The sequence below is a fragment of the Mesorhizobium silamurunense genome (assembly GCF_014843825.1).
In the GTDB taxonomy this organism is placed as follows: domain Bacteria; phylum Pseudomonadota; class Alphaproteobacteria; order Rhizobiales; family Rhizobiaceae; genus Mesorhizobium; species Mesorhizobium silamurunense.
In genome coordinates this window covers 1-19,626 of the sequence record NZ_JHQR01000112.1, presented here as the reverse complement: position 1 = coordinate 19,626, position 19,626 = coordinate 1, and the positions used below count along the sequence as shown (strand labels likewise).

General features: G+C 62.6%; 21 protein-coding genes and 1 tRNA gene. 15 read left to right on the top strand and 7 right to left on the bottom strand.

Annotated features, from left to right (window positions below):
* Positions 1-109: 109 nt before the first annotated feature.
* Together DH10_RS13015 and DH10_RS13010 are read right to left on the bottom strand one after the other, a co-directional pair.
* Positions 110-343, bottom strand: a complete 234-nt coding sequence (locus DH10_RS13015) for a GIY-YIG nuclease family protein (RefSeq protein ID WP_246506634.1) — start codon at positions 341-343, stop codon at positions 110-112.
* 125 nt (positions 344-468) lie between these two features.
* A tRNA-Ser gene (locus tag DH10_RS13010) sits at positions 469-559 on the bottom strand.
* 450 nt (positions 560-1,009) lie between these two features.
* Between DH10_RS13010 and DH10_RS13005 the strand changes: the two genes are divergently transcribed.
* Positions 1,010-2,152 (top strand): porin, encoded by a 1,143-nt coding sequence (locus tag DH10_RS13005; protein ID WP_192384785.1) that lies wholly within the window; start codon positions 1,010-1,012, stop codon positions 2,150-2,152.
* 721 nt (positions 2,153-2,873) lie between these two features.
* Here the strand turns inward: DH10_RS13005 and DH10_RS13000 are convergent.
* Complete coding sequence (locus DH10_RS13000; RefSeq protein WP_192249145.1) at positions 2,874-4,550, bottom strand: tetratricopeptide repeat-containing sulfotransferase family protein; 1,677 nt, start codon at positions 4,548-4,550, stop codon at positions 2,874-2,876.
* Positions 4,551-4,665: 115 nt separating this feature from the next.
* Between DH10_RS13000 and DH10_RS12995 the strand changes: the two genes are divergently transcribed.
* From DH10_RS12995 to DH10_RS12980, 4 genes are all read left to right on the top strand, one after another.
* Positions 4,666-5,778, top strand: a complete 1,113-nt coding sequence (locus DH10_RS12995) for a pyridoxal phosphate-dependent aminotransferase (RefSeq protein ID WP_192249142.1) — start codon at positions 4,666-4,668, stop codon at positions 5,776-5,778.
* A gap of 87 nt (positions 5,779-5,865) precedes the next feature.
* The gene (locus DH10_RS12990) at positions 5,866-6,147 is read left to right on the top strand and encodes an acylphosphatase (RefSeq protein ID WP_192249139.1); all 282 of its coding nucleotides are present in this window, start codon (positions 5,866-5,868) and stop codon (positions 6,145-6,147) included.
* Between the two features lie 234 nt (positions 6,148-6,381).
* The gene (locus DH10_RS12985) at positions 6,382-7,032 is read left to right on the top strand and encodes a TetR/AcrR family transcriptional regulator (protein WP_192249136.1); all 651 of its coding nucleotides are present in this window, start codon (positions 6,382-6,384) and stop codon (positions 7,030-7,032) included.
* 64 nt (positions 7,033-7,096) lie between these two features.
* A complete protein-coding gene (locus tag DH10_RS12980) occupies positions 7,097-8,260 on the top strand; it encodes an isovaleryl-CoA dehydrogenase (RefSeq protein ID WP_192249133.1) in 1,164 nt (387 codons plus the stop codon).
* On the opposite strand, the gene DH10_RS12975 is transcribed toward DH10_RS12980, so the two are convergent.
* Together DH10_RS12975 and DH10_RS12970 are read right to left on the bottom strand one after the other, a co-directional pair.
* Entirely contained in the window at positions 8,257-8,625 is a 369-nt protein-coding gene (locus DH10_RS12975) for a type II toxin-antitoxin system HicB family antitoxin (RefSeq protein ID WP_192249130.1), read from the bottom strand. The two genes, DH10_RS12980 and DH10_RS12975, sit on opposite strands and share 4 nt — an antisense overlap.
* Entirely contained in the window at positions 8,622-8,876 is a 255-nt protein-coding gene (locus tag DH10_RS12970; RefSeq protein ID WP_192249127.1) for a type II toxin-antitoxin system HicA family toxin, read from the bottom strand. The genes DH10_RS12975 and DH10_RS12970 overlap by 4 nt, the downstream gene beginning before the upstream one ends.
* A gap of 103 nt (positions 8,877-8,979) precedes the next feature.
* Here DH10_RS12970 and DH10_RS12965 point away from each other — a divergent pair, with 103 nt between their 5' ends.
* The 5 genes from DH10_RS12965 to DH10_RS12945 all read left to right on the top strand — a co-directional run bounded on the left by DH10_RS12965 (position 8,980) and on the right by DH10_RS12945 (position 14,039).
* Positions 8,980-10,587, top strand: coding sequence for a carboxyl transferase domain-containing protein (locus DH10_RS12965; RefSeq protein ID WP_192384784.1), 1,608 nt, complete (start codon positions 8,980-8,982; stop codon positions 10,585-10,587).
* A 2-nt stretch (positions 10,588-10,589) separates the two neighbouring features.
* A complete protein-coding gene (locus DH10_RS12960) occupies positions 10,590-11,120 on the top strand; it encodes an O-acetyl-ADP-ribose deacetylase (protein ID WP_192249121.1) in 531 nt (176 codons plus the stop codon).
* A 113-nt stretch (positions 11,121-11,233) separates the two neighbouring features.
* The gene (locus tag DH10_RS12955) at positions 11,234-11,611 is read left to right on the top strand and encodes a hypothetical protein (RefSeq protein WP_192249231.1); all 378 of its coding nucleotides are present in this window, start codon (positions 11,234-11,236) and stop codon (positions 11,609-11,611) included.
* Positions 11,612-11,647: 36 nt separating this feature from the next.
* Positions 11,648-12,025 (top strand): hypothetical protein, encoded by a 378-nt coding sequence (locus DH10_RS12950; protein WP_192249118.1) that lies wholly within the window; start codon positions 11,648-11,650, stop codon positions 12,023-12,025.
* 49 nt (positions 12,026-12,074) lie between these two features.
* The gene (locus DH10_RS12945) at positions 12,075-14,039 is read left to right on the top strand and encodes an acetyl/propionyl/methylcrotonyl-CoA carboxylase subunit alpha (RefSeq protein ID WP_192249115.1); all 1,965 of its coding nucleotides are present in this window, start codon (positions 12,075-12,077) and stop codon (positions 14,037-14,039) included.
* 53 nt (positions 14,040-14,092) lie between these two features.
* On the opposite strand, the gene DH10_RS12940 is transcribed toward DH10_RS12945, so the two are convergent.
* Both DH10_RS12940 and DH10_RS12935 read right to left on the bottom strand, forming a co-directional pair.
* Positions 14,093-15,214 carry an ABC transporter substrate-binding protein gene (locus tag DH10_RS12940; protein ID WP_192249112.1) on the bottom strand — a complete coding sequence of 374 codons (1,122 nt, stop codon included), beginning with the start codon at positions 15,212-15,214 and terminating at the stop codon, positions 14,093-14,095.
* 360 nt (positions 15,215-15,574) lie between these two features.
* Positions 15,575-15,841, bottom strand: a complete 267-nt coding sequence (locus DH10_RS12935) for an SEL1-like repeat protein (protein WP_192249109.1) — start codon at positions 15,839-15,841, stop codon at positions 15,575-15,577.
* A 435-nt stretch (positions 15,842-16,276) separates the two neighbouring features.
* Between DH10_RS12935 and DH10_RS12930 the strand changes: the two genes are divergently transcribed.
* From DH10_RS12930 to DH10_RS12910, 5 genes are all read left to right on the top strand, one after another.
* Complete coding sequence (locus tag DH10_RS12930; protein ID WP_192384783.1) at positions 16,277-16,618, top strand: DUF2147 domain-containing protein; 342 nt, start codon at positions 16,277-16,279, stop codon at positions 16,616-16,618.
* Positions 16,619-16,829: 211 nt separating this feature from the next.
* On the top strand, positions 16,830-16,982 hold the full coding sequence (locus DH10_RS12925) for a hypothetical protein (protein WP_192249103.1): 153 nt from the start codon (positions 16,830-16,832) through the stop codon (positions 16,980-16,982).
* 32 nt (positions 16,983-17,014) lie between these two features.
* Positions 17,015-17,209, top strand: coding sequence for a hypothetical protein (locus DH10_RS12920; protein WP_192249100.1), 195 nt, complete (start codon positions 17,015-17,017; stop codon positions 17,207-17,209).
* Between the two features lie 125 nt (positions 17,210-17,334).
* Positions 17,335-18,795 carry an AMP nucleosidase gene (locus DH10_RS12915; protein WP_246506120.1) on the top strand — a complete coding sequence of 487 codons (1,461 nt, stop codon included), beginning with the start codon at positions 17,335-17,337 and terminating at the stop codon, positions 18,793-18,795.
* Positions 18,796-19,054: 259 nt separating this feature from the next.
* Positions 19,055-19,626: endonuclease/exonuclease/phosphatase family protein (locus DH10_RS12910; protein WP_343221527.1), on the top strand; the 572-nt coding region annotated here is incomplete at its 3' end.

Here is a 19,626-nt window from a genome sequence, read left to right as displayed (position 1 = left end):
CTTGATGTTCATTTTCTGACCTCCAGTCAGAATCGAGAGCGGAGGTCGATGAAAATTAGATCGCGGCGCTGTTCTTATTTTAATTTCAAATAGATAGGTCTTGAAGTCATCAATCTGGCCTTACCGGCCAAAACCGCTTTTTCGCGAGGGCCTTGCCTGATCCGGTCTTGAAATATCGCACGAGTTGGCGTGCGTTGGTCTCGGTTTCAACCGCGATGTAGGCCTTTAACGCCAGAGGCAGATGAGCCTTGGTCGAAGCCACATAGCCTGATCGATGCGATTCGAAACGTCGTCGGAGGTCGTTAGTCGACCCGACATAAACGTCACCGTTGTCGAGCTGCAGGAACGAGCTGCAGGAAATAGACGTACCACATGGTCCCCCTACGCTACTTCGTAGCTTCGGGCGACACTCCTACGCCCGAATGCGGTTCCGGGTGGCCTGCCACCCGAAGCCCGCAGGGCGTAGGGTGGCGGAGAGGATGGGATTCGAACCCACGAGAAGCTTTTGACCTCTACTCCCTTAGCAGGGGAGCGCCTTCGACCACTCGGCCACCTCTCCGTCGCGCCGCTGGATAAAGAAAAGCGCAGGCACAATCAACAAGCCGGCGCCAGAATCGCTGAAAAAACAGCAGACCAACCCGACCTGGCTCCGCGTGAGGCGATTCTGCGGCGGCAACTGGGGGCGACGACTCGCCTCTGCGCCGCATTTGTGTCCAGCCATCGCCGGATTCGGCCGGATTCACGGCCACGCGGCCCTCAATGGTTAATGAGAACTTTCGGAGTGAGGCCAAATCGTGTCATTTGTGCAACAACGTCCGGGGATAGCGTCCGGATGGGGCTTTCGCCGATACGATCGTGGTTGAACGCCGCCGCCGCCTGGGTAAAGGTCTGGTTCGAAGGAGCGGCGCGGTGCGCATCTTTTTCGGTAAGTGGGGATGGGGCAGGGAACGCTGTCCTTCAGCAAAAAATACCCAGACCCGTTTTTTAACTTTTGACTGGAGGTCAGAAAATGAACATCAAGAGCCTTCTTCTCGGCTCCGCTGCGGCCCTGATCGCAGTTTCCGGCGCCCGCGCCGCCGACGCGGTAACCGTCGCCGAGCCGGAACCGGCTGAATACGTCAAGATCTGCGACGTGTACGGCTCGGGCTACTTCTACATCCCCGGCACCGAAACCTGCCTGCGCATCGGCGGCTATGTCCGTTACGACATCGGCGTCGGCGACGTCGGCTCGTTCGACGGCGCGAAGGCGTTCGACCATGAGGACGGTGATGAGCAGGACACGTTCTACAAGCAGGCCCGCTTCACGCTGAAGACCTGGACCGGCCAGGAGACCGAGCTCGGCACGTTGAAGACCTACACCGAGACCCGCTTCAACTTCGGCAATCGCAACGCCTACGCCTACACTAACTTTACCCACGGCGATGCTGGCAACAAGGGCGTTTCGCTGAACTTCGCCTGGATCCAGCTCGGTGGCCTGCGCGTAGGTAAGGACGAGTCGGCCTTCGACACGTTCATCGGCTACGCCGGCAACGTCATCCAGGATACGCTGGTTCCGTATGGCGATTTCGACACCAACGTCGTCCAGTACTACTTCGATGCCGGCAACGGCTTCTCGGCCGTGGTCTCGTTGGAAGAAGGCTCTGGCGTCATCGGCACGATCGACAGCTACGTTCCGCATGTCGTCGGCGGCTTGAAGTGGACGCAGGGCTGGGGCGCCATCAGCGGCGTCATCGCCTATGACAGCAACTATGAAGAAGTCGCAGGCAAGGTTCGTTTGGACGTGAACGCCACCGACGCGATCTCGCTGTTCATCATGGCCGGCTACGGCACCGACGACAATCTCAGCGACCCGACCTGGGCGATCCCGGCCGGCGGCCGCGGCTTCTACAAGCAGTGGAGCGGCAACTGGGCAGTCTGGGGCGGTGGTACCTACAAGTTCAACGAGAAGACCTCGTTCAACATTCAGGCGTCTACCGACGAAGGTAAGAACGTCGGCGTCGCGGCGAACATCGCCTATGACATCGTTCCTGGCCTCACGGTCACGGCCGAAGTTGACTACCTCCATCTCGGTGACGACACCGTCTCCAACTGGACCAACGCCGACAAGAAGAACAGCGTCGGCGGCCTGCTCCGCTTCCAGCGCTCGTTCTAATCAGCAGCGTCTGACTGAAATCGAACCCGGCGGGCAACCGCCGGGTTTTTCTTTTCTGCTGGCAGCACCTGAGGCGCCATTGCACAGTGCTGCATTCGACACGATCGCAGGAATCCGCGCGCAAGCGGAATGAATTCCGACCGGTCGCAGACGCGTCGTCAGCCAAGATTTCACGGTTCGTTTCGGCGAGCCGCGCAAACGGTCGGAATCGGCTGGAACGCCCATCGCTTTATCAACTAGGCGGCGCAAGAAGCGAAGCGGTGCGCCGCGACCTGGTCGAGGAATGCGCGGCGCAAGGGGTGAGATCGGTCGTGATCCTTCGCGCCCCCCTCTGTCCTGCCGGACATCTCCCCCACAAGGGTGGAGATTGGCAGCTTTGGCGCCCCGCTTAATCCTGCGACGTCGGCGATTGGCGAAAGCCGCGGCGACGTCCAATCTCCCCCCAAGTGGGGGAGATGTCCGGCAGGACAGAGGGGGCGCTGTCCCGCTAGCGTTTCAAGGGCTTCTCCACCGTCGCAACGCTCTGGAGTTGCGGCATGGTCCTTGGGCCTTCGCCCCGCTTCGCGTCGCTACGCCCAAGGATGACGAAGGTGGGGCCGCTACCTTGGTGCCAAGACTTGGAGCAGGCAGGTGGAACCTCAGCGAAGGAGAGAGCGCGATGGTTGGCCGCGAATTGACTGCGCGGCTCCCGGGCAAAGCCGGCAAAGTCTGGAACTACCGATCAAACTTCGGCAAGATCTCCCAAAGCCTCGATCAACGGCTGGATCTCGCTTTCGTAATTCTTCCATCGTTTGACGGACGACTTGTAGATCGGCTGGCGAACCTGCCAGCGGCTGTAAGTATTTACCGAGCCATCCCTGTCGAAAAAGCGCAGGCAGGCATCGTCCCAAGGCAGCCCGAGATAGTCTATGAGACGGCGCGACTGCTCCTCCTGATTTTCGATCAGGGTCTCATAACGATTTTCGAAAATACGACCCGGGAAAACCTTGTTCCAATGCCGCATCAGACGATCATATTCCCTGTAGTAGAGGCCGAGCGTCTGAAGGTCAGCACTGTAGCTATGCGCTTCGTTGAACTGCAGGACAAAGCAGGAGATGCAATTGTCGATGACATCGCGGCGGCAATGAATGACGCGCGCATTCGGAAACAGAATACCGATCAGGCCGATCAGCTCGAAATTGTGGGGCATCTTGTCGACGATTCGGAGTGCGTCGGGGGCACGCTCGCGCAGATAGGCGAGGTGCTCGTCGGCCAGTGTCCTGGTCAGCTCGGGGGTCATTTTGACAATCGATTTGCCGAGGTCTGCGCCGGTGCGGTCCTTGAGTCCGAGTCCATTGGCTGTTCGCGCAAGCTTGCTGAGCTCGCCGGCGCCATGAACACTTGGATGGCTGGCGCAGATCTGCTCGGTCAGCGTTGTGCCGGAGCGAGGCATGCCAACGACGAATACGGGCACCTCCGAGGGATTGCCGTATGCGGCCATTGAAACCACCAGTTCCGGTGTGAAAGTCTCGATGACCGCATCGACCCAACGGCGATAGCTTTCCAGGTCGAATTTACGGCCTCCGGCTTGATTCCCCTTCTTGAAGTGATCCATCGCCTCCTTGTAGCGACGGAGGTCGTTGAGCAGCTTTCCGGCGGCGTGATGGAGCGCTGCCGCTCCGTCCGACCCATGGCCCGGGTCCTGAAGCTCCTTTAGGATTGCTGCAAGCTCCGGCGGCTCTTCCGTGAATTTGCGTGTGTGTAGGAGTGCATTGTAGGCAGCCGGTACCGCGATGCGCCGTGCTATCGCCTCTTTCAGATGTGCCGCGGCTTCGTCCATACGGCCGAGGCTCGCGAGTGCCTCGGGCAGTCCCATCCGGGCCAGAGGATGATCTCGGTCGATTTTAAGCGCCTCCTCGAAGAGCGGCAGCGCCATTTCTCCTTGGTCAAACGCGTTGTAAGCCTTGCCCAGGGCGCAAAGCGCTTCCACCAGCCCCGGCTTCAGTTCCAAGGCGTACCGAATGTGCTTGATCGCCGGCGTAAATTCGCTGAGCCTCAGATAGGTTTCACCCAGGCTTAGATGATAGTAGGCATTTCGAGGTTCTTCTCCGACCGCACGGGCAAAATAGCGTAACGCCTTCTCGTCGTCGTATCCAATCCCAAGCGTTCCCAGAATATACAGAGCCAGCGGATGGTTTGGCGTCCTGGCCAGAACGCGAAGGCAGAGTTCCTCTGCTTCTGGCAGCCGCTCGGCTTTCTGCAATTCCAGCGCCTGCCTCAACAGCATATCGTCGGCCTGACTGCGGGGCGGACCGGCCTTCGGCTGGGCTTTGGGTGGTGCACCTTTCGGCGATCCCGCCTTAGCCGAGGTCGGAGTTTTGAGGTACTTGGCCCAAGCGGGCGGCAATCGGTTGTTCATCTTGTCTCGCTAGCAAAACGAGCCTGGAGAATCCAGCCTTGAACGCGGCCCGGCAACTTGCACGCACCCACCGCCCGCGCTAGCAAGAGACCCTTCTTCCATGCGAGCTTTTGCCATGCGCCAGCGCCCTCCCCTTACGCCGATCGTCGGCGCGCTTCCCACCACGGTGCCGTTCGTCGGACCGGAGGCGCAGGAGCGCGACCGCGGCCGGCCCTTCCGGGCCCGCATCGGCGCCAATGAAAGCAGTTTTGGGCCCTCGCCGCGCGTCATCGCCCGCATGGAGAGTGTCGCGCGCGACCAGTGGATGTATTGCGACCCCGACAACCACGACCTGAAAGTCGCGCTAGCTGCGCATCACAATGTCGGCGTCGAGAACGTGGTGGTGGGCGAAGGCATTGACGGGCTGCTCGGTCTCGTCGCGCGCATGTATGTGGCGCCGGGCGATGCGGTGGTGACCTCGCTGGGCGCCTATCCCACCTTCAACTTCCACATCGCCGGCGTCGGCGGCAGGCTGGTGACGGTGCCTTACGCCAACGACAAGGAGGATCTTGAGGGGCTGTTGGCCGCGGTTCGCCAGGAAAAGGCGCCGCTTGTCTATCTTTCCAATCCGGACAATCCGATGGGAAGCTGGTGGGAGGCGCCGGATGTCGTGCGGTTCATCGAGGCGCTGCCAAAAACCACCATGCTGGTGCTGGACGAAGCCTATGGCGAGTTGGGTCCGGCCTCGGCGCTGCCGCCGATCGATATCGCGCGGCCGAATGTCGTGCGCATGCGCACCTTCTCCAAGGCTTACGGACTGGCCGGCATTCGCTGCGGCTACGCGGTGGCCGAGCGCGAAGTGATCCGCGACTTCGAAAAGATCCGCAACCACTATGGCGTCAGCCGCATGGCGCAGATCGCCGGCCTCGAGGCGCTCGCCGACCAGGACTATCTGAAACCGGTGGTGGCGCGCGTGGCGGCCGGGCGCCAACGCATTTCGGCCATTGCCGAGGAAAACGGGCTGACGCCGCTGCCGTCGGCGACCAATTTCGTCACCATAGACTGCGGCCGCGACGGCGCATTCGCGCTGAACGTGATGCAGGCGCTGCTCTCGCGCGACGTCTTCATCCGCAAACCGATGGCACCACGGCTCGACCGCTGCATCCGGGTCAGCGTCGGCCTCGACCATGAGCTCGACATCTTCGCCGAGGAATTGCCTGGCGCGCTGGCGGCTGCGCGAGGGAATTAGCCCAAGCCCGCCCGACGCTACCCTGGCGGTTGCCTTTATCCTTTGCTGTGCCAGATTCCGCATGGCATCGGACGCGGAGCGTGGGCAATGCAAGGCGAAGAGAGAGTCGTTCGGGCACGCATTTCCGGTACGGTGCAAGGCGTGAGCTACCGCGTCTGGGCGCGCAGCGAAGCCATACGTCTTGGGCTGAAGGGCTGGGTGCGCAACGAGCGCGACGGCTCGGTCACGGCGCTCATCGCCGGCGCCGATGCCGCGGTCACCGCCATGATCGAACGCCTGTGGCAAGGGCCCCGCGGCGCGCTGGTCTCGAAGGTCGATATCGAGGAAGCCGCGGATGACGCGCCTGCCGACTTCAGGATCATTGCGTAGGCTTCATTCCTCGCCCCCACGGTAGTGGGGGATAGGTGGCGCGGCGAAGCCGCGACGGAGAGGGGGACAGCGCGACCTTGATGAATTTCCAAAGAAACCCGCTGACGCCGCAGCCCCCTCTCCGTCTCGGGCTCGTCCGAGCCACCTCTCCCCGCTTTGCGAGGGCGAGGAATAGGTGGCGATGTGGCTTGAATTAATTGAACGTTCGTTTTATTAATACCCTTGGAGGCGAACATGGCACGCACCACGGGTTCAGCCGGCGAAAAAACCGAGGCTGCCGTCCGCGAAGCGGCGGTCGGCCTGATCGCGCGTCTCGGCTACGAGGCGATGTCGATGCGCCAGCTGGCGGCCGAAGTCGGTGTCCAGGCCGCGGCGCTCTACCGCTATTTCCCGACCAAAGAAGACCTGCTGTTCACGCTGATGCGCGAGCACATGGAAGGCCTGCTGGAAGCCTGGAGCGCGGCGCGCCCGGCAGCAGTCGACCCGGCGACTCGCCTCGCCGCCTATGTCGGGAACCACATCGCCTTCCATATCGAGCGGCGCCACGCCACCCATGTCTCGAATATGGAGCTGCGCAGCCTCTCGCATGAGCGGCTGACGCAGATCCTCAAGCTGCGCACGGCCTATGAGAAGGAATTGCGCGCGATCCTGCGCGATGGCGTGGAGGCCGATGTCTTCGAGATCGACGATGTCGGGCTGACCGCCATGGCGCTGATCCAGATGATGACCGGCGTCATTGTCTGGTTCCGTCCGGGCGAGCGGCTGTCGATCACCGAAGTCACCACGACATATCTTTCCATGACAATGCGGCTCGTCGGCGCGAAGATCGATGCCTACAGCGCCGCGCGTCCCTTCGGACGCGCAAAGGACGCTGTAGCAATTTGAATTTTGCGCATGATCCTTTCCGAAAATCGAAGTCGATTTTCGGGGTCATGCGGGGAGGAAGACAATGTACACAAATACGCTGAACTTCGGGCTTGATGCCGATATCGAGGCGCTGCGCGACACGGTGCGGCGCTTCGCCCAGGACAGGATCGCGCCGATCGCGGCCGAGATCGACCGCTCCAACGAATTCCCGGCGCATCTTTGGGCGGAACTCGGCGCGCTCGGCCTGCTCGGCATCACCGCCGATCCCGATTTCGGCGGATCCGGCATGGGCTACCTCGCGCATGTCGTGGCGATGGAGGAGATTTCGCGCGCGTCGGCCTCGGTCGGCCTCTCCTACGGCGCGCATTCCAACCTCTGCGTCAACCAGATCAATCGCTGGGCGACGCCGGCACAGAAGGAGAAGTACCTGCCGCCGCTCTGCAGCGGCGAAAAGGTCGGCGCGCTGGCGATGTCGGAAACGGGCGCCGGCTCCGACGTGGTTTCGCTGCGCCTGCGCGCCGAAAAGCGCAACGACCGCTATGTGCTCAACGGCTCGAAGATGTGGATCACCAACGGGCCCGACGCGGAGACATTGGTGGTCTATGCCAAGACCGATCCGGAGCGCCAGTCGCGCGGCATCACCGCCTTCATCGTCGAGAAGACTTTTGCCGGGTTTTCGGTGGCGCAGAAACTCGACAAGCTCGGCATGCGCGGCTCCAACACCGGCGAGCTCGTCTTCGAGAATGTCGAGGTGCCGTTCGAGAACGTGCTGCACGAGGAAGGGCGCGGCGTCGAGGTGCTGATGTCGGGCCTCGACTATGAGCGCGCGGTGCTTTCCGGCGGGCCGATCGGGCTGATGGCGGCCTGCCTCGATGTGGCGGTGCCTTACGCGCATGAGCGCAAGCAGTTCGGCCAGCCGATCGGCAGCTTCCAGCTGGTGCAGGGCAAGCTCGCCGACATGTACGCGACGATGAATGCCGCGCGCGCCTATGTGTACGCCGTGGCGGCCGCCTGCGACCGTGGCGAGACCACGCGCAAGGACGCCGCCGGCTGCGTGCTGTTCGCGGCCGAAAAGGCGACGCAGATGGCGCTCAACGCCATCCAGCTGCTTGGCGGCAACGGCTATATCAACGACTATCCGACCGGGCGGCTTTTGCGCGACGCCAAGCTCTACGAGATCGGCGCCGGCACCAGCGAGATCCGCCGCTGGCTGATCGGCCGCGAGATCATGGCGGAGGGGGTCTAGTGCGCGCGGCTCGTCACTTTCGTCGAGCCTTCGTCGATCCGCTTTCGGGCCGCTTCTGCGAGGGTGTCCGAGACCCATTGATTTATGGATTTCCCGTCGCTGGAAGCCGCCCGGCTGACAAGACGGTGGACTTCCGGCGTGGTGCGCAGGGCGAGTTTGCCAGAAAAAGGCTTTTCCGGCTCTTTGTTCTGTTCAGCGCAAAATTCGAGGTAGTCGTCGACGCATTCATGAAAGGCCTTCAGCAACTCTTCCGCCGAATCGGCTTCGTATGTGAAGATGTCGCGAATACCCACGATACGACCGTGAAACACAACGTCGTTTTCATCGAACTCGATCGTTCCCAGATATCCCTTGTAGGGCTTCATAGCTCAACACCTGACTCTGTTAGGAAAATCCTGATCTCTCGGATCACGTATGCTTTCGTATCTGGCGATGGATGCGGTCGATGCACTCGAAGTGTTATCCCGTTCAACGTGAAGCGCACCCGCGATCCACGCCCTTCCGACACTCTCGCGCCAAGTGCTATCAACAACGCCTCGACATCGCGCCATTTGATCGAAGCGCTGACCGGGTTCGCAAATATCCTGTCCAGCGTCTGCCGGTGCGCAGCTTTCATGACTTTTCGCCCTCCCCAAATCGAGTACCCTGATGGCCGACTCCTAGGGTTAGGGCGAGAGCCCGAAGTGATACTAAAATATGATATCATCTGAGGTTCGTCAATGCCCGCTCTGACCTCGCAAATCTCCCCCTCCTCGGACACCTTCCGCGCCAATGCCGAGCGCATGCGGGCGCTAGTCGCCGATATTGCCGAGAAGGCGGCCGGCATCGAGCGCGGTGGCTCGGATGAGGCGCGCGAGCGGCACCAGGGCCGCGGCAAGCTGTTGCCCCGCGAGCGACTGGCGCAACTGCTCGACACCGGCTCGCCCTTCCTTGAGGTCGGCCAGTTCGCGGCATGGTCGATGTATGGCGAGGATATTCCGTCCGCCGGCATCATCACCGGCATCGGCCGCGTCGAAGGCAGGGAGGTGATGGTCGTCGTCAACGACGCCACGGTAAAAGGCGGCACCTACTATCCCGTGACGGTGAAGAAGCACCTGCGCGCACAGGAGATCGCGCTGCAGAACAACCTCCCTTGCGTCTACCTGGTCGACAGCGGCGGCGCCAATTTGCCCAACCAGGACGAGGTCTTCCCGGACCGCGAGCATTTCGGCCGCATCTTCTACAATCAGGCCAACATGTCGGCGGCGGGCATTCCCCAGATCGCCTGCGTCATGGGCTCCTGCACGGCGGGCGGCGCCTATGTGCCGGCGATGTCGGACGAGACGATCATGGTGCGCAACCAGGCGACCATCTTCCTTGGCGGCCCGCCGCTGGTGAAGGCCGCCACCGGCGAGGATGTCAGCGCTGAGGAGCTCGGCGGCGCCGATGTTCACACCAGGCTTTCTGGCGTTGCCGACCACTATGCGATGGACGACGAGCATGCTTTAGCCATTTGCCGGCGCATCGTCAGGAACCTGAATCGGAACAAGGTTCTAAGCCTCAATCTGCAGAAACCGGTACCGCCGCTTCACGATCCGAATGAACTTTATGGCATCGTGCCGACGGACCTGCGCCAGCCCTATGACGTGCGCGAGGTGATCGCGCGTCTTGTCGACGGTTCCGAGTTCGACGAGTTCAAGCAGAATTACGGCACCACCTTGGTCACCGGCTTTGCCCATCTGCACGGCATGCCGGTCGGCATTATCGGCAACAATGGCGTGCTCTTTTCCGAAAGCGCGTTGAAGGGCGCGCATTTCATCGAGCTCTGCTGCCAGCGCGGCATTCCGCTGATCTTCCTGCAGAACATCACCGGCTTCATGGTCGGGCGAAAGTACGAGGCCGGCGGCATCGCCAAGGACGGCGCCAAGCTGGTCACAGCGGTCGCCACGGCACGCGTGCCCAAGCTTACGGTGATCATCGGCGGCTCCTTCGGCGCTGGCAATTACGGCATGTGCGGGCGCGCCTATTCGCCCCGCTTCCTATGGATGTGGCCGAACGCGCGCATCTCGGTGATGGGCGGCGAGCAGGCGGCGACCGTGCTCGCCATGGTCAAGCGCGAAGGCATCGAGCGCAAGGGCGGTGAGTGGAGCGCCGGGGACGAGGCCAAGTTCCGCAAGCCGATCCTGATGAAATACGAGCATGAAGGCCATCCGCTCTATTCCTCGGCACGGCTCTGGGACGACGGCATCATCGATCCGGCCAAGACGCGCGAGGTGCTGGCGCTCAGCCTTTCGGCGGCGCTCAATGCCGGGATCGAGGAGACGAAGTTCGGCGTATTCAGGATGTGACGATGAGCGAGATCGGCGACAGGATCCGCATTCACACAGGCGACATCACCAAGCTCACGGTCGATGCCATCGTCAATGCCGCCAATTCCTCGCTGCTCGGCGGCGGCGGTGTCGACGGCGCCATCCACCGCGCCGCCGGGCCGGAACTGCTCGCCGAATGCCGGACGCTGAACGGCTGCAGGACGGGTGATGCCAAACTGACCAAGGGCTATCGCCTGCCGGCACGTTACGTCATCCACACGGTCGGGCCGGTCTGGCAAGGCGGCGGCAAGGGCGAGGCCGAGCTGCTCGCCTCCTGCTACCGGCGCTCTCTCGAAATCGCCCGCGACCATAATTGTCAAACGATTGCTTTCCCGGCGATCTCGACCGGCATTTATCGCTATCCGAAGGATGAGGCGGCGGGGATCGCCGTCGGCATCGTAAGCGACTTCCTGGAACAGAACACAGTGCCGCATAGCGTTATCTTCTGCTGCTTCGACGAGCCGATGGCCGAACTATACCGACGAGCCGTTGCTGCCCTTTGGGAAGCCTGAACTTATGGACCAAGCGATTTTTCAATACAGGCAAATGCGAACAGTCCCTGGAGGGCTAGCGGCAAGGTTGGATATTGGTTATTGCTCACCCGGCATTGGGCAATTTGGGTGGGGTGAAAACGATTCTGAAATATTGCCGCAAGTCGACTGCTTTGATATTTGCAGGATTGCTAATATTCGTAGCGCCGGGCGTAGAGGCCGCCGGATCGCTGGCGGGCAGCAAGGGCGACGTGCGTTACCCGATAACCATTCCCACAGGGACCGTAGGTGGCTGCGGCAAAGCCTATGCCGCATACGTGGCGGCTGCGGGCCATTCGGCCTTCGCGGCAACGCCAATCGTTCCGGCGACCGAGTATTTCATTTGTGGCGCCTGGCTGAACGCACCGTCACAGAGGGCAGCCGAGGAGCGGGCGCTGAAATCCTGTCAGGCCAGCAAAGGCAAATACAAGGTCACGGTCGCCGGCGCCTGCAGCATCGCCGCGTCCAAATAGGCCACAGGCCGACATTTTTTCTGCGGGGGGATCAGAATGAAATTCAGGAATATCAGAGGGGCGGCGGCGTCGACTCTGGCGGGGCTACTGATCGTATTAATGCCTGGCGTTGCGGCGGCGGAATCGCTGGCCGGCAAGATCGGCGACAAACGGTTTGCTCCGACGCTCTCGCTCGATCCGAAGGAAGCCTGCTACAAATCCTACCTCGCCTATATCGCGGCGAGCGGCCATTCGGCCTACGCCACGACGTTCTATTCGCGCGTCGTCGATCTTCACATTTTCTGCAGCGTGAAGCTGAACGCACCTTCGCAGAAGGCCGCGGAGGATATTGCGCTGCGCGCCTGCCAGTCCGGCTTCACCAGGTGGAAGGTCAAGACCGCAAGCGGCGGCTGCGCGATCGCGGCGTCGAAATAGGCTGGCGCCCGCAGGACTGGCGCCGCCGGAGGCAAAACCGGGAGGCTCCATGTTCGGCAAGATCCTGATCGCCAATCGCGGCGAGATCGCCTGTCGCGTCATCCGCACCGCGCGCAAGCTCGGCGTGCACACCGTCGCGATCTACTCGGATGCCGATGCCCGCGCCCTGCATGTCGAGATGGCCGACGAGGCGGTGCATATCGGCCCCTCGCCTGTCGGCGAGAGCTATCTGCGCGGCGACAGGATCATTGCCGCGGCACTCGCCACGGGGGCTGAAGCGGTCCATCCCGGCTACGGCTTCTTGTCGGAGAATCCCGACTTCGTCGACCAGGTGGCCACGGCCGGGCTGGTCTTCATCGGGCCGTCCGCCGCCTCGATCCGCGCCATGGGGCTGAAGGATGCCGCCAAGCGGCTGATGGAAAAGGCCGGCGTGCCGGTGGTGCCGGGCTATCACGGCGAAGCGCAGGAGATCGTGCTTCTTGCCTCCAAGGCGCGCGAGATCGGCTATCCCGTTCTGATCAAGGCGCGCGCCGGCGGCGGCGGCAAGGGCATGCGGCGCGTCGATCACTCGGACGATTTCTCCGAAGCGCTGTCCGGAGCGCGGCGCGAGGCCAAGGCCGCGTTCGGCGACGACCGCGTGCTGGTCGAAAAATATGTCGACAAGCCGCGCCATATCGAAGTCCAGGTGTTCGGCGACACTTTCGGCAATGCCGTGCATTTGTTCGAGCGCGACTGCTCGGCGCAGCGCCGCCACCAGAAGGTGATCGAGGAAGCGCCCGCCCCTGGCATGACGCCGGCGCTGCGCAAGGCGATGACGGAAGCCGCGGTCAAGGCCGCCAAGGCGATCAACTACTCGGGCGCCGGCACGATCGAGTTCATCGTCGATGCTTCCGAGGGCCTGAAGCCCGACCGCTTCTGGTTCATGGAGATGAACACGCGGCTGCAGGTCGAGCATCCCGTCACCGAGATGGTCACCGGCGTCGATCTGGTCGAATGGCAGCTCCGTGTCGCCTCCGGCGAGAAACTGCCGAAGACGCAGGGCGAGATCGCGCTTGCCGGACATGCCTTCGAGGCGCGCATCTACGCCGAGGACGCGGCCAAGGGATTCCTGCCGGCGACGGGCACGCTGCACCATCTGAAGTTTCCTGACGTCGCGCCCGAGGGTGCCGTCATGCGTATTGAAACCGGCGTGCGGGCCGGCGACGCGATCTCGCCCTTCTACGACCCGATGATCGCCAAGCTGGTGGTGCACGGCAAAGACAGGACCACCGCGCTTGCGGCATTGCGCGATGCGCTGTCCCGGACGGAAGTTGCCGGCTCGACCGTCAACACCGCCTTCCTTGCGGCGCTTGCCACGGACGCCGATTTCGCGGCGGGCGATGTCGACACCGGCCTGATCGGCAGGCATCAGGATGCTCTTGTCGCCGTTGCGGCGCCAAGCGATGAGACAATCGCCGCCGCGGCGCTGGCGGCAACCGGGGCGGGCGCGCCCGATCCGGCCGCCGATCCATGGTCCTCGCTTGCGGGCTATGCGCATTTTCACACGCTGGCGCGCCGCACCCGCCTGCGTTTCGGCGAGGAGAACATACTGGCGCGGGTCTCGGCGCGACCGGACGGCCGCTTCCAGGTGGCGCTGGAGGCGCCGCATGACGCGATCAATTCGCACGATCTCAGGAACCTGCCGCGCACCGCCAGCTGGCCGGGCCATGTCACCGTGTTCGAAGGCGCGGTCGGCTATACTTTCGCGGTTCCCGACCCGCTCGCCAAGGCGGATGAGGCAGCGGCTGCCACGGGAAGCCTGCGCGCGCCGATGCCGGGGCTGGTCAAGCTGGTGCGTGCGGTGGCGGGCGATGCCGTGATCAAAGGCCAGCCGCTCCTGATCCTCGAGGCGATGAAGATGGAGCACACGATCTCAGCAGCCCATGACGGGGTGATCGCCGAGATCGCGGCAGAAGGCGCGCAGGTGAGCGACGGCACGGTGCTGGTGCGGTTCGCAGAAGACGGCCAGAGCTGAAAAGAAAATGGCCGGGACAAGCCCGGCCATTTCCACTTTGTAGACAGAACCGATTACGGCTTGATCGGCGCGTATTTGCCGTCGTGCCACTGGTTGATGTCGTAGCTGGCGTTCTTCAGGTCGCCCTTCTCGTCGAAGATGACGTCGCCGACGACGGTGCTGATCGGCTGGCCGTTCTTCAGCGCTTCGGCGACCTTGCCCGGATCGTCGGTGCCGGCGCGCTTGACGCCTTCGGCGACGGCCTGGACCACGGCATAGGAGAACAGCGTGAAGCCTTCCGGCGTGAAGCCGCCGGCCTTGATCTTGGCGACGGCTTCCTTGGCTTCGGGCTTCGACTGCGGATCCGACGGGAAGACGAACATGGTGCCTTCGCCGGCCGGGCCGGAAACCTGCCAGAATTCCGGTGTGGCGATCGAGTCCGGCATGATCAGCTGGAACTTGACGTTCTGCTCGGCAGCCTGGCGCAGGATGAGGCCGGCCTCGGGGTGGTAGCCGCCGAAATAGACGACGTCGGCCTTGAGCTCCTTCAGCTTGGTGACAAGGGCCGAATAGTCCTTCTCGCCGGCATTGATGCCTTCATAATCCACTTCCTTCAGGCCACCGGCATTCATCGTCGCCTTGACGGCGTCGGCCACGCCCTGGCCGTAGGCGCTCTTGTCGTGCAGGATGACGACATTCTTGCCGGCATATTTCTTCGCGATCCACGGGCCGATGAAGGCGCCCTGGGCGTCGTCACGCGTATAGAGCCGCATGATCGTCGGCCAGCCGGACTTGGCCGCGGCGTCGGTCAGCGCCGGGTTGGAGGAGGCCGGGCTCATCATCAGCGTGCCGGCTTCGGCATAGACGGCGGAGGCAGGAATGCTCGAGCCCGAGCAGGCATGGCCGTCGACGAACTTGACGCCGTTGGCGACGATGCGGTTGGCGACCGACACCGCCTGCTTCGGGTCGCACTGGTCATCCTCGATGTCGAGCTTGATCTGGGAGCCGTTGACACCGCCCGCCGCGTTGATGGCGTCGGCGGCAGCCTGCGCGCCCTGCTTGAACTGGTCGCCGATCGTGGCGAGCTGACCGGTCATCGGGCCGACCACCGAAATGGTGATGTCGTCGGCGAAAGCAACCGATGCGCTCATCATCAGGCCCAATGCGGCCGCGCTCAAAATACCCAATCTTTTCATGACAATAGAACTCCTCCACTTGCGCGCGGCCGCTCCGGCCACGCTTCTTCCAGAGCCGGGACAATTCCACCCTTCGCCGGACCTGTCGAGAGGACAATACATATGGCTTTGGTTCATTTCGGCGAGGATTTCTTGGGCCAAGCGGCTGCCGCCGGCGAAAATGCGCAAATGCAAAAGCCGCGCCGGCCTTGTCCCGGCCGGTCGCGGCTTTTTGCGGTCGAGCTTCCCTGGTGCCCCCCGCTCGCTTCCCTGTTTATTGTGCGCGGCTTGAAGTCGTTATTGCCGCGTTCTTGGTCTTGTTAACCGGCCGTCTTTTCGCGGCCTTGTCCCCTGAGAGCTTCAGGGCGTCAGCCCGCAAGGTCAGTGCATCGTCATCCATTCGCGCGCTTCGCGCAGCGCCCTGGCGATATCGGCCTTCGACATCGTGGCCGACAGTTCCGAGCGCAGCTCGGCGGCGCGGGCCGAGCCCTTGATCGCGGCGATGTTGAACCATTTATGGGCGGCGACGACGTCGGTCTCGCAATCGCGGCCGGTCGCATACATCATGCCCAGTTCGAAAAGAATGTCGGCCTGGGCAGTTGCCCCCATGGCGCCGAAGCCGGCTTCAAGCATTTCAAAACGTGCCATTTCAATCCCCTGTCTGCTCCCGAGAGCTGCCTCCTTCTGTCCCTTGATGTCCCTCGGGGCGGGCCGCTCTTTCGATGCTTTCGAGGATGACGGCTCGCCTTGAATCCGTCGTTAAATGGCTTGCTTAATTTGAAGAAAACAAAGCTAAAACAAGAAGTAAACGCGAAGATTTGTTAAGCATGGGAACCCAGCAATTCAGCCGATTTGCGCAAAATTCGACGAAAATTTCCGGCGCCGGAATCAAGACTTCGCTAACCACGGAAACCGAAGCCTTTTTCGCCACCCGTTCATTTTCAGCGACCCGCGCGGCCAAAATCCTTGCCACCTTCCGTGGCGGCACCGCTTTCGCTTTGGTGACGGCTGGATTAGCTTACGTTTGCGTAAGGGACAGAGAGGCGGAACGAGGCCCGCCGGAACCCTAAAGGGAGGACAAACATGTTTCGAAAAGTGAGCCTGGCCCTGGCGGCCACCCTGATCATGGCCGGCGCCGCATGGGCCGACCCGATTGAAGGCAATTGGAAGACACAGGCCGGCTCGACGGCGGCGATCGCCGGCGGCGGCGCGTTCTCGATCACGCTGAAGTCCGGCAAATATGCCGGCAAGACGATCGGCTCCTTCAAGGCGGCCGGCGACAACAAGTATACCGGCACCATAACAGATCCGGAAACCGACAAGACCTATTCCGGCAAGGCGACGATTTCCGGCACCTCGCTCAAGATGAGCGGCTGCGGTCTGGGCGGGCTGATCTGCAAGAGCCAGACCTGGCACAAACTCTGATCGCCGTTCAAACGACGATGTGAAAACGGGACCAGGCGGCCCCGTTTTTCGTTTTTGGGCGCTGTTTCGAAGTGCGGCGCCGGGCAAGGCAGTTTGCGGCGCTTGGCCGGATCAAAACCCCTATCAACCAATTTGAACGGTGGATGAATACCGGTCTCAGAACCGGTTCAGAGGCATTCGGGCATTCTCCTCGCCATTGAAGGAGAGACCAATGCTTGTCCGCCGCCTCACCATCGTCTGCCTGCTGATGAGCCTGTTCGGCATGTTCTTCGCCATCCTGGTGGCCGAAGCCGGCCACCCGGCGCGCTCATCGGGAATGGCAGACACCTGCCGGCTGGACTGCATGAACCATTTCGACCGCTGAAACGACCAATACTCGAAACCGGAACGACCACCATGAACCGCATCGCCACCTCCGCCCTCAAGGCTCTTCGGCTCCTGCCGCGGGCGTTGCTCATCCTGATGCTGCTTGCCGCTCCCGTGCTGGCGGTTCCTATGATGCGTGCCGACACCGGCTCGATCATCGAGGCGCCAACGCCGAAGAAGGCCGGCATCGGGTTCGTGCTGCTGGTCAGCCTGCAGCGCGGCTGACACGGTCTGAGAAAAATACATCGTGGCCAGCTTCTGGCCCGCCTCCCCCTCCCAAGCGCTCCTCCAAATCCCTATATTGGGCCATGGAAAAGCGAATCTACCCCCAAGCCATCGAATCGGTCGTCATGCCGGAGCCTTTCGGCAGGCAGAGCTTCGACGATGCCAAGAAGGCGGTCGCGGCGCTGGAAGCGCTCTACGACCGCAACACCAAATTCCTGCGCGATTCCTTCGCCAAACTCGCCGCCGGCCGCGACGAGAGCAAGCGCTACCGGGCCTTCTATCCGCAGATCGGCGTCACCACGACCTCGTTCACCCAGATCGACTCGCGCCAGGCCTACGGCCATATGCCGACGCCTGGGCATTTCGCGACCACCATCACCCAGCCGAAGCTGTTCGAGAACTATCTCGTCGAGCAGCTTCGGCTCATCATGCGCAATCACGGCGTGCAGGTGACGGTGTCGGAATCGACAACGCCGATCCCGCTGCATTTCGCCTTCCTGGAAGGCACCTATGTCGACGGCACGGCGGCCGAGCGCATCAAACGGCCGATCCGCGACCTGTTCGACGTGCCGGACCTCGACGGCACCGACGACCAGATCGCCAACGGCACCTTCGAGGTTGCGTTCGGCGAGCCGAGGCCGCTGGCGCCGTTCACGGCGCAGCGCATCGACTATTCGCTGCACCGCATGACGCACTACACGGCGACCAGCCCGCAGCATTTCCAGAACTTCGTGCTGTTCACCAACTACCAATTCTACATCGACGAGTTCGTGGCGCGGGCCCGCGACCTGATGGAGAAGGGCGGTGGCGGTTACAGCGAATTCGTCGAGCCGGGCAACGTTGTGACAAAGGCCGGGGCCGCTGCGGCGAGCGAAGGCACACCGCCGCAGCGCCTGCCGCAGATGCCGGCCTATCACCTGAAGAAGCCCGGCCATGGCGGCATCAGCATGGTCAATATCGGAGTCGGCCCGTCCAACGCCAAGACCATCACCGACCATATCGCGGTGCTTCGGCCGCATGCCTGGGTGATGCTCGGCCACTGCGCCGGCCTGCGCAACACGCAGGCACTGGGCGACTATGTGCTGGCCCATGCCTATGTGCGCGAGGACCATGTGCTGGACGACGACCTGCCGGTCTGGGTGCCGATCCCGCCACTGGCCGAGATTCAGGTGGCGCTGCAGGAAGCAGTCGCCGAGGTGACGGGGCTTTCGGGCTATGATCTCAAGCGCATCATGCGCACCGGGACCGTCGCCACCATCGACAACCGCAATTGGGAACTGCGCGATCAGCGCGGACCGGTGCAGCGCCTGTCGCAGTCGCGCGCCATCGCGCTCGACATGGAATCGGCGACGATCGCCGCCAACGGCTTCCGCTTCCGGGTGCCCTATGGGACGCTGCTGTGCGTCTCCGACAAGCCGCTACATGGCGAGCTGAAGCTTCCCGGCATGGCGACGGAATTCTACAAGCGGCAGGTGGCGCAGCATCTCACCATTGGCATCAGGGCGATGGAGAAACTGGCCGAAATGCCGATGGAGCGGTTGCATTCGCGCAAGCTGAGAAGTTTTTCCGAAACGGCCTTCCAGTAGCGACCGGCCCGCCCCGGGGTCGGCCGGGCCTCTTTGTTTTTTGCGCGATTCAAGAGGGAAAACCGCTGCGCATTTTCCTGGAATTGCAGCTCTCTTTTCGCAATTCCGGACGGAAAACCGCTACGCACTTTTCCTGGAATTGCTACGGCGAGGCAATTCGTCGTCTTGCCCCGGCCGCAATTTGGCCGATAAGCAGGCCTGAGCGGGATTGTCTCGCTCCAAACAGATTGCCAGCGGCATTCGGCAGACCACGACTGAGATGGCAACAGGCGGCGCGCGCTCGAACATGACGGCTGGGGTGGCATTCCTGGCGATGATGGCACTCTCGGCCGCGCTGCTGGCCGGGTTCCTGGGCGCACTGCATCCGGCCCTCGATTCCTTCTCGCATTTTCGCATTCATCTGAGCGTCTTGACGGCGCTGCTGGCGCTGCCGCTGCTGGCCAGCTCCTACCGGCTGCAGGCGGTCGCGGTTCTGCTCTTCGCCATTGCCAGCCTCGCCACGACAGTGAGCGCGTTGCCCCGGCTGTGGCCGCAGCAGGCGGTCGCCAAGCCTGCCGACCGGATCGTCTACAGCCTGCTGCAGATGAACCTGCGCTTCGACAATCCGACGCCGAAGAAGGTGCTGTCGCTGATCGGCCGGACCAACCCTGATGTGATCACCCTCGACGAGGTGTCGGGGATGTGGACGAGTGAGCTTGGCTACATCACCAGCGCCTATCCCTACCGCATCCTTTGCCCCTATCCCAACGGCATATTCGGCGTCGCGCTGCTGTCGCGGCGGCCCTTTGCCGCCGGCACCGCGCCGCATTGCGAGCCGCGCGGCGCGATGGC

Excerpts from the sequence above, each read along its gene's own strand:
- DH10_RS12925 (WP_192249103.1), top strand. The coding sequence starts at position 16,830 with ATGCTTGTCCGCCGCCTCACCATCGTCTGCCTGCTGATGAGCCTGTTC.
- DH10_RS12990 (WP_192249139.1), top strand. The coding sequence starts at position 5,866 with ATGCAAGGCGAAGAGAGAGTCGTTCGGGCACGCATTTCCGGTACGGTG.
- DH10_RS13000 (WP_192249145.1), bottom strand. The coding sequence starts at position 4,550 with ATGAACAACCGATTGCCGCCCGCTTGGGCCAAGTACCTCAAAACTCCG.
- DH10_RS12915 (WP_246506120.1), top strand. The coding sequence starts at position 17,335 with ATGCCGGAGCCTTTCGGCAGGCAGAGCTTCGACGATGCCAAGAAGGCG.
- DH10_RS12960 (WP_192249121.1), top strand. The coding sequence starts at position 10,590 with ATGAGCGAGATCGGCGACAGGATCCGCATTCACACAGGCGACATCACC.
- DH10_RS12945 (WP_192249115.1), top strand. The coding sequence starts at position 12,075 with ATGTTCGGCAAGATCCTGATCGCCAATCGCGGCGAGATCGCCTGTCGC.
- DH10_RS12985 (WP_192249136.1), top strand. The coding sequence starts at position 6,382 with ATGGCACGCACCACGGGTTCAGCCGGCGAAAAAACCGAGGCTGCCGTC.
- DH10_RS12975 (WP_192249130.1), bottom strand. The coding sequence starts at position 8,625 with ATGAAGCCCTACAAGGGATATCTGGGAACGATCGAGTTCGATGAAAAC.
- DH10_RS12980 (WP_192249133.1), top strand. The coding sequence starts at position 7,097 with ATGTACACAAATACGCTGAACTTCGGGCTTGATGCCGATATCGAGGCG.
- DH10_RS12940 (WP_192249112.1), bottom strand. The coding sequence starts at position 15,214 with ATGAAAAGATTGGGTATTTTGAGCGCGGCCGCATTGGGCCTGATGATG.
- DH10_RS12970 (WP_192249127.1), bottom strand. The coding sequence starts at position 8,876 with ATGAAAGCTGCGCACCGGCAGACGCTGGACAGGATATTTGCGAACCCG.
- DH10_RS12950 (WP_192249118.1), top strand. The coding sequence starts at position 11,648 with ATGAAATTCAGGAATATCAGAGGGGCGGCGGCGTCGACTCTGGCGGGG.
- DH10_RS12965 (WP_192384784.1), top strand. The coding sequence starts at position 8,980 with ATGCCCGCTCTGACCTCGCAAATCTCCCCCTCCTCGGACACCTTCCGC.
- DH10_RS13005 (WP_192384785.1), top strand. The coding sequence starts at position 1,010 with ATGAACATCAAGAGCCTTCTTCTCGGCTCCGCTGCGGCCCTGATCGCA.
- DH10_RS12920 (WP_192249100.1), top strand. The coding sequence starts at position 17,015 with ATGAACCGCATCGCCACCTCCGCCCTCAAGGCTCTTCGGCTCCTGCCG.
- DH10_RS12930 (WP_192384783.1), top strand. The coding sequence starts at position 16,277 with ATGTTTCGAAAAGTGAGCCTGGCCCTGGCGGCCACCCTGATCATGGCC.
- DH10_RS12995 (WP_192249142.1), top strand. The coding sequence starts at position 4,666 with ATGCGCCAGCGCCCTCCCCTTACGCCGATCGTCGGCGCGCTTCCCACC.
- DH10_RS12935 (WP_192249109.1), bottom strand. The coding sequence starts at position 15,841 with ATGGCACGTTTTGAAATGCTTGAAGCCGGCTTCGGCGCCATGGGGGCA.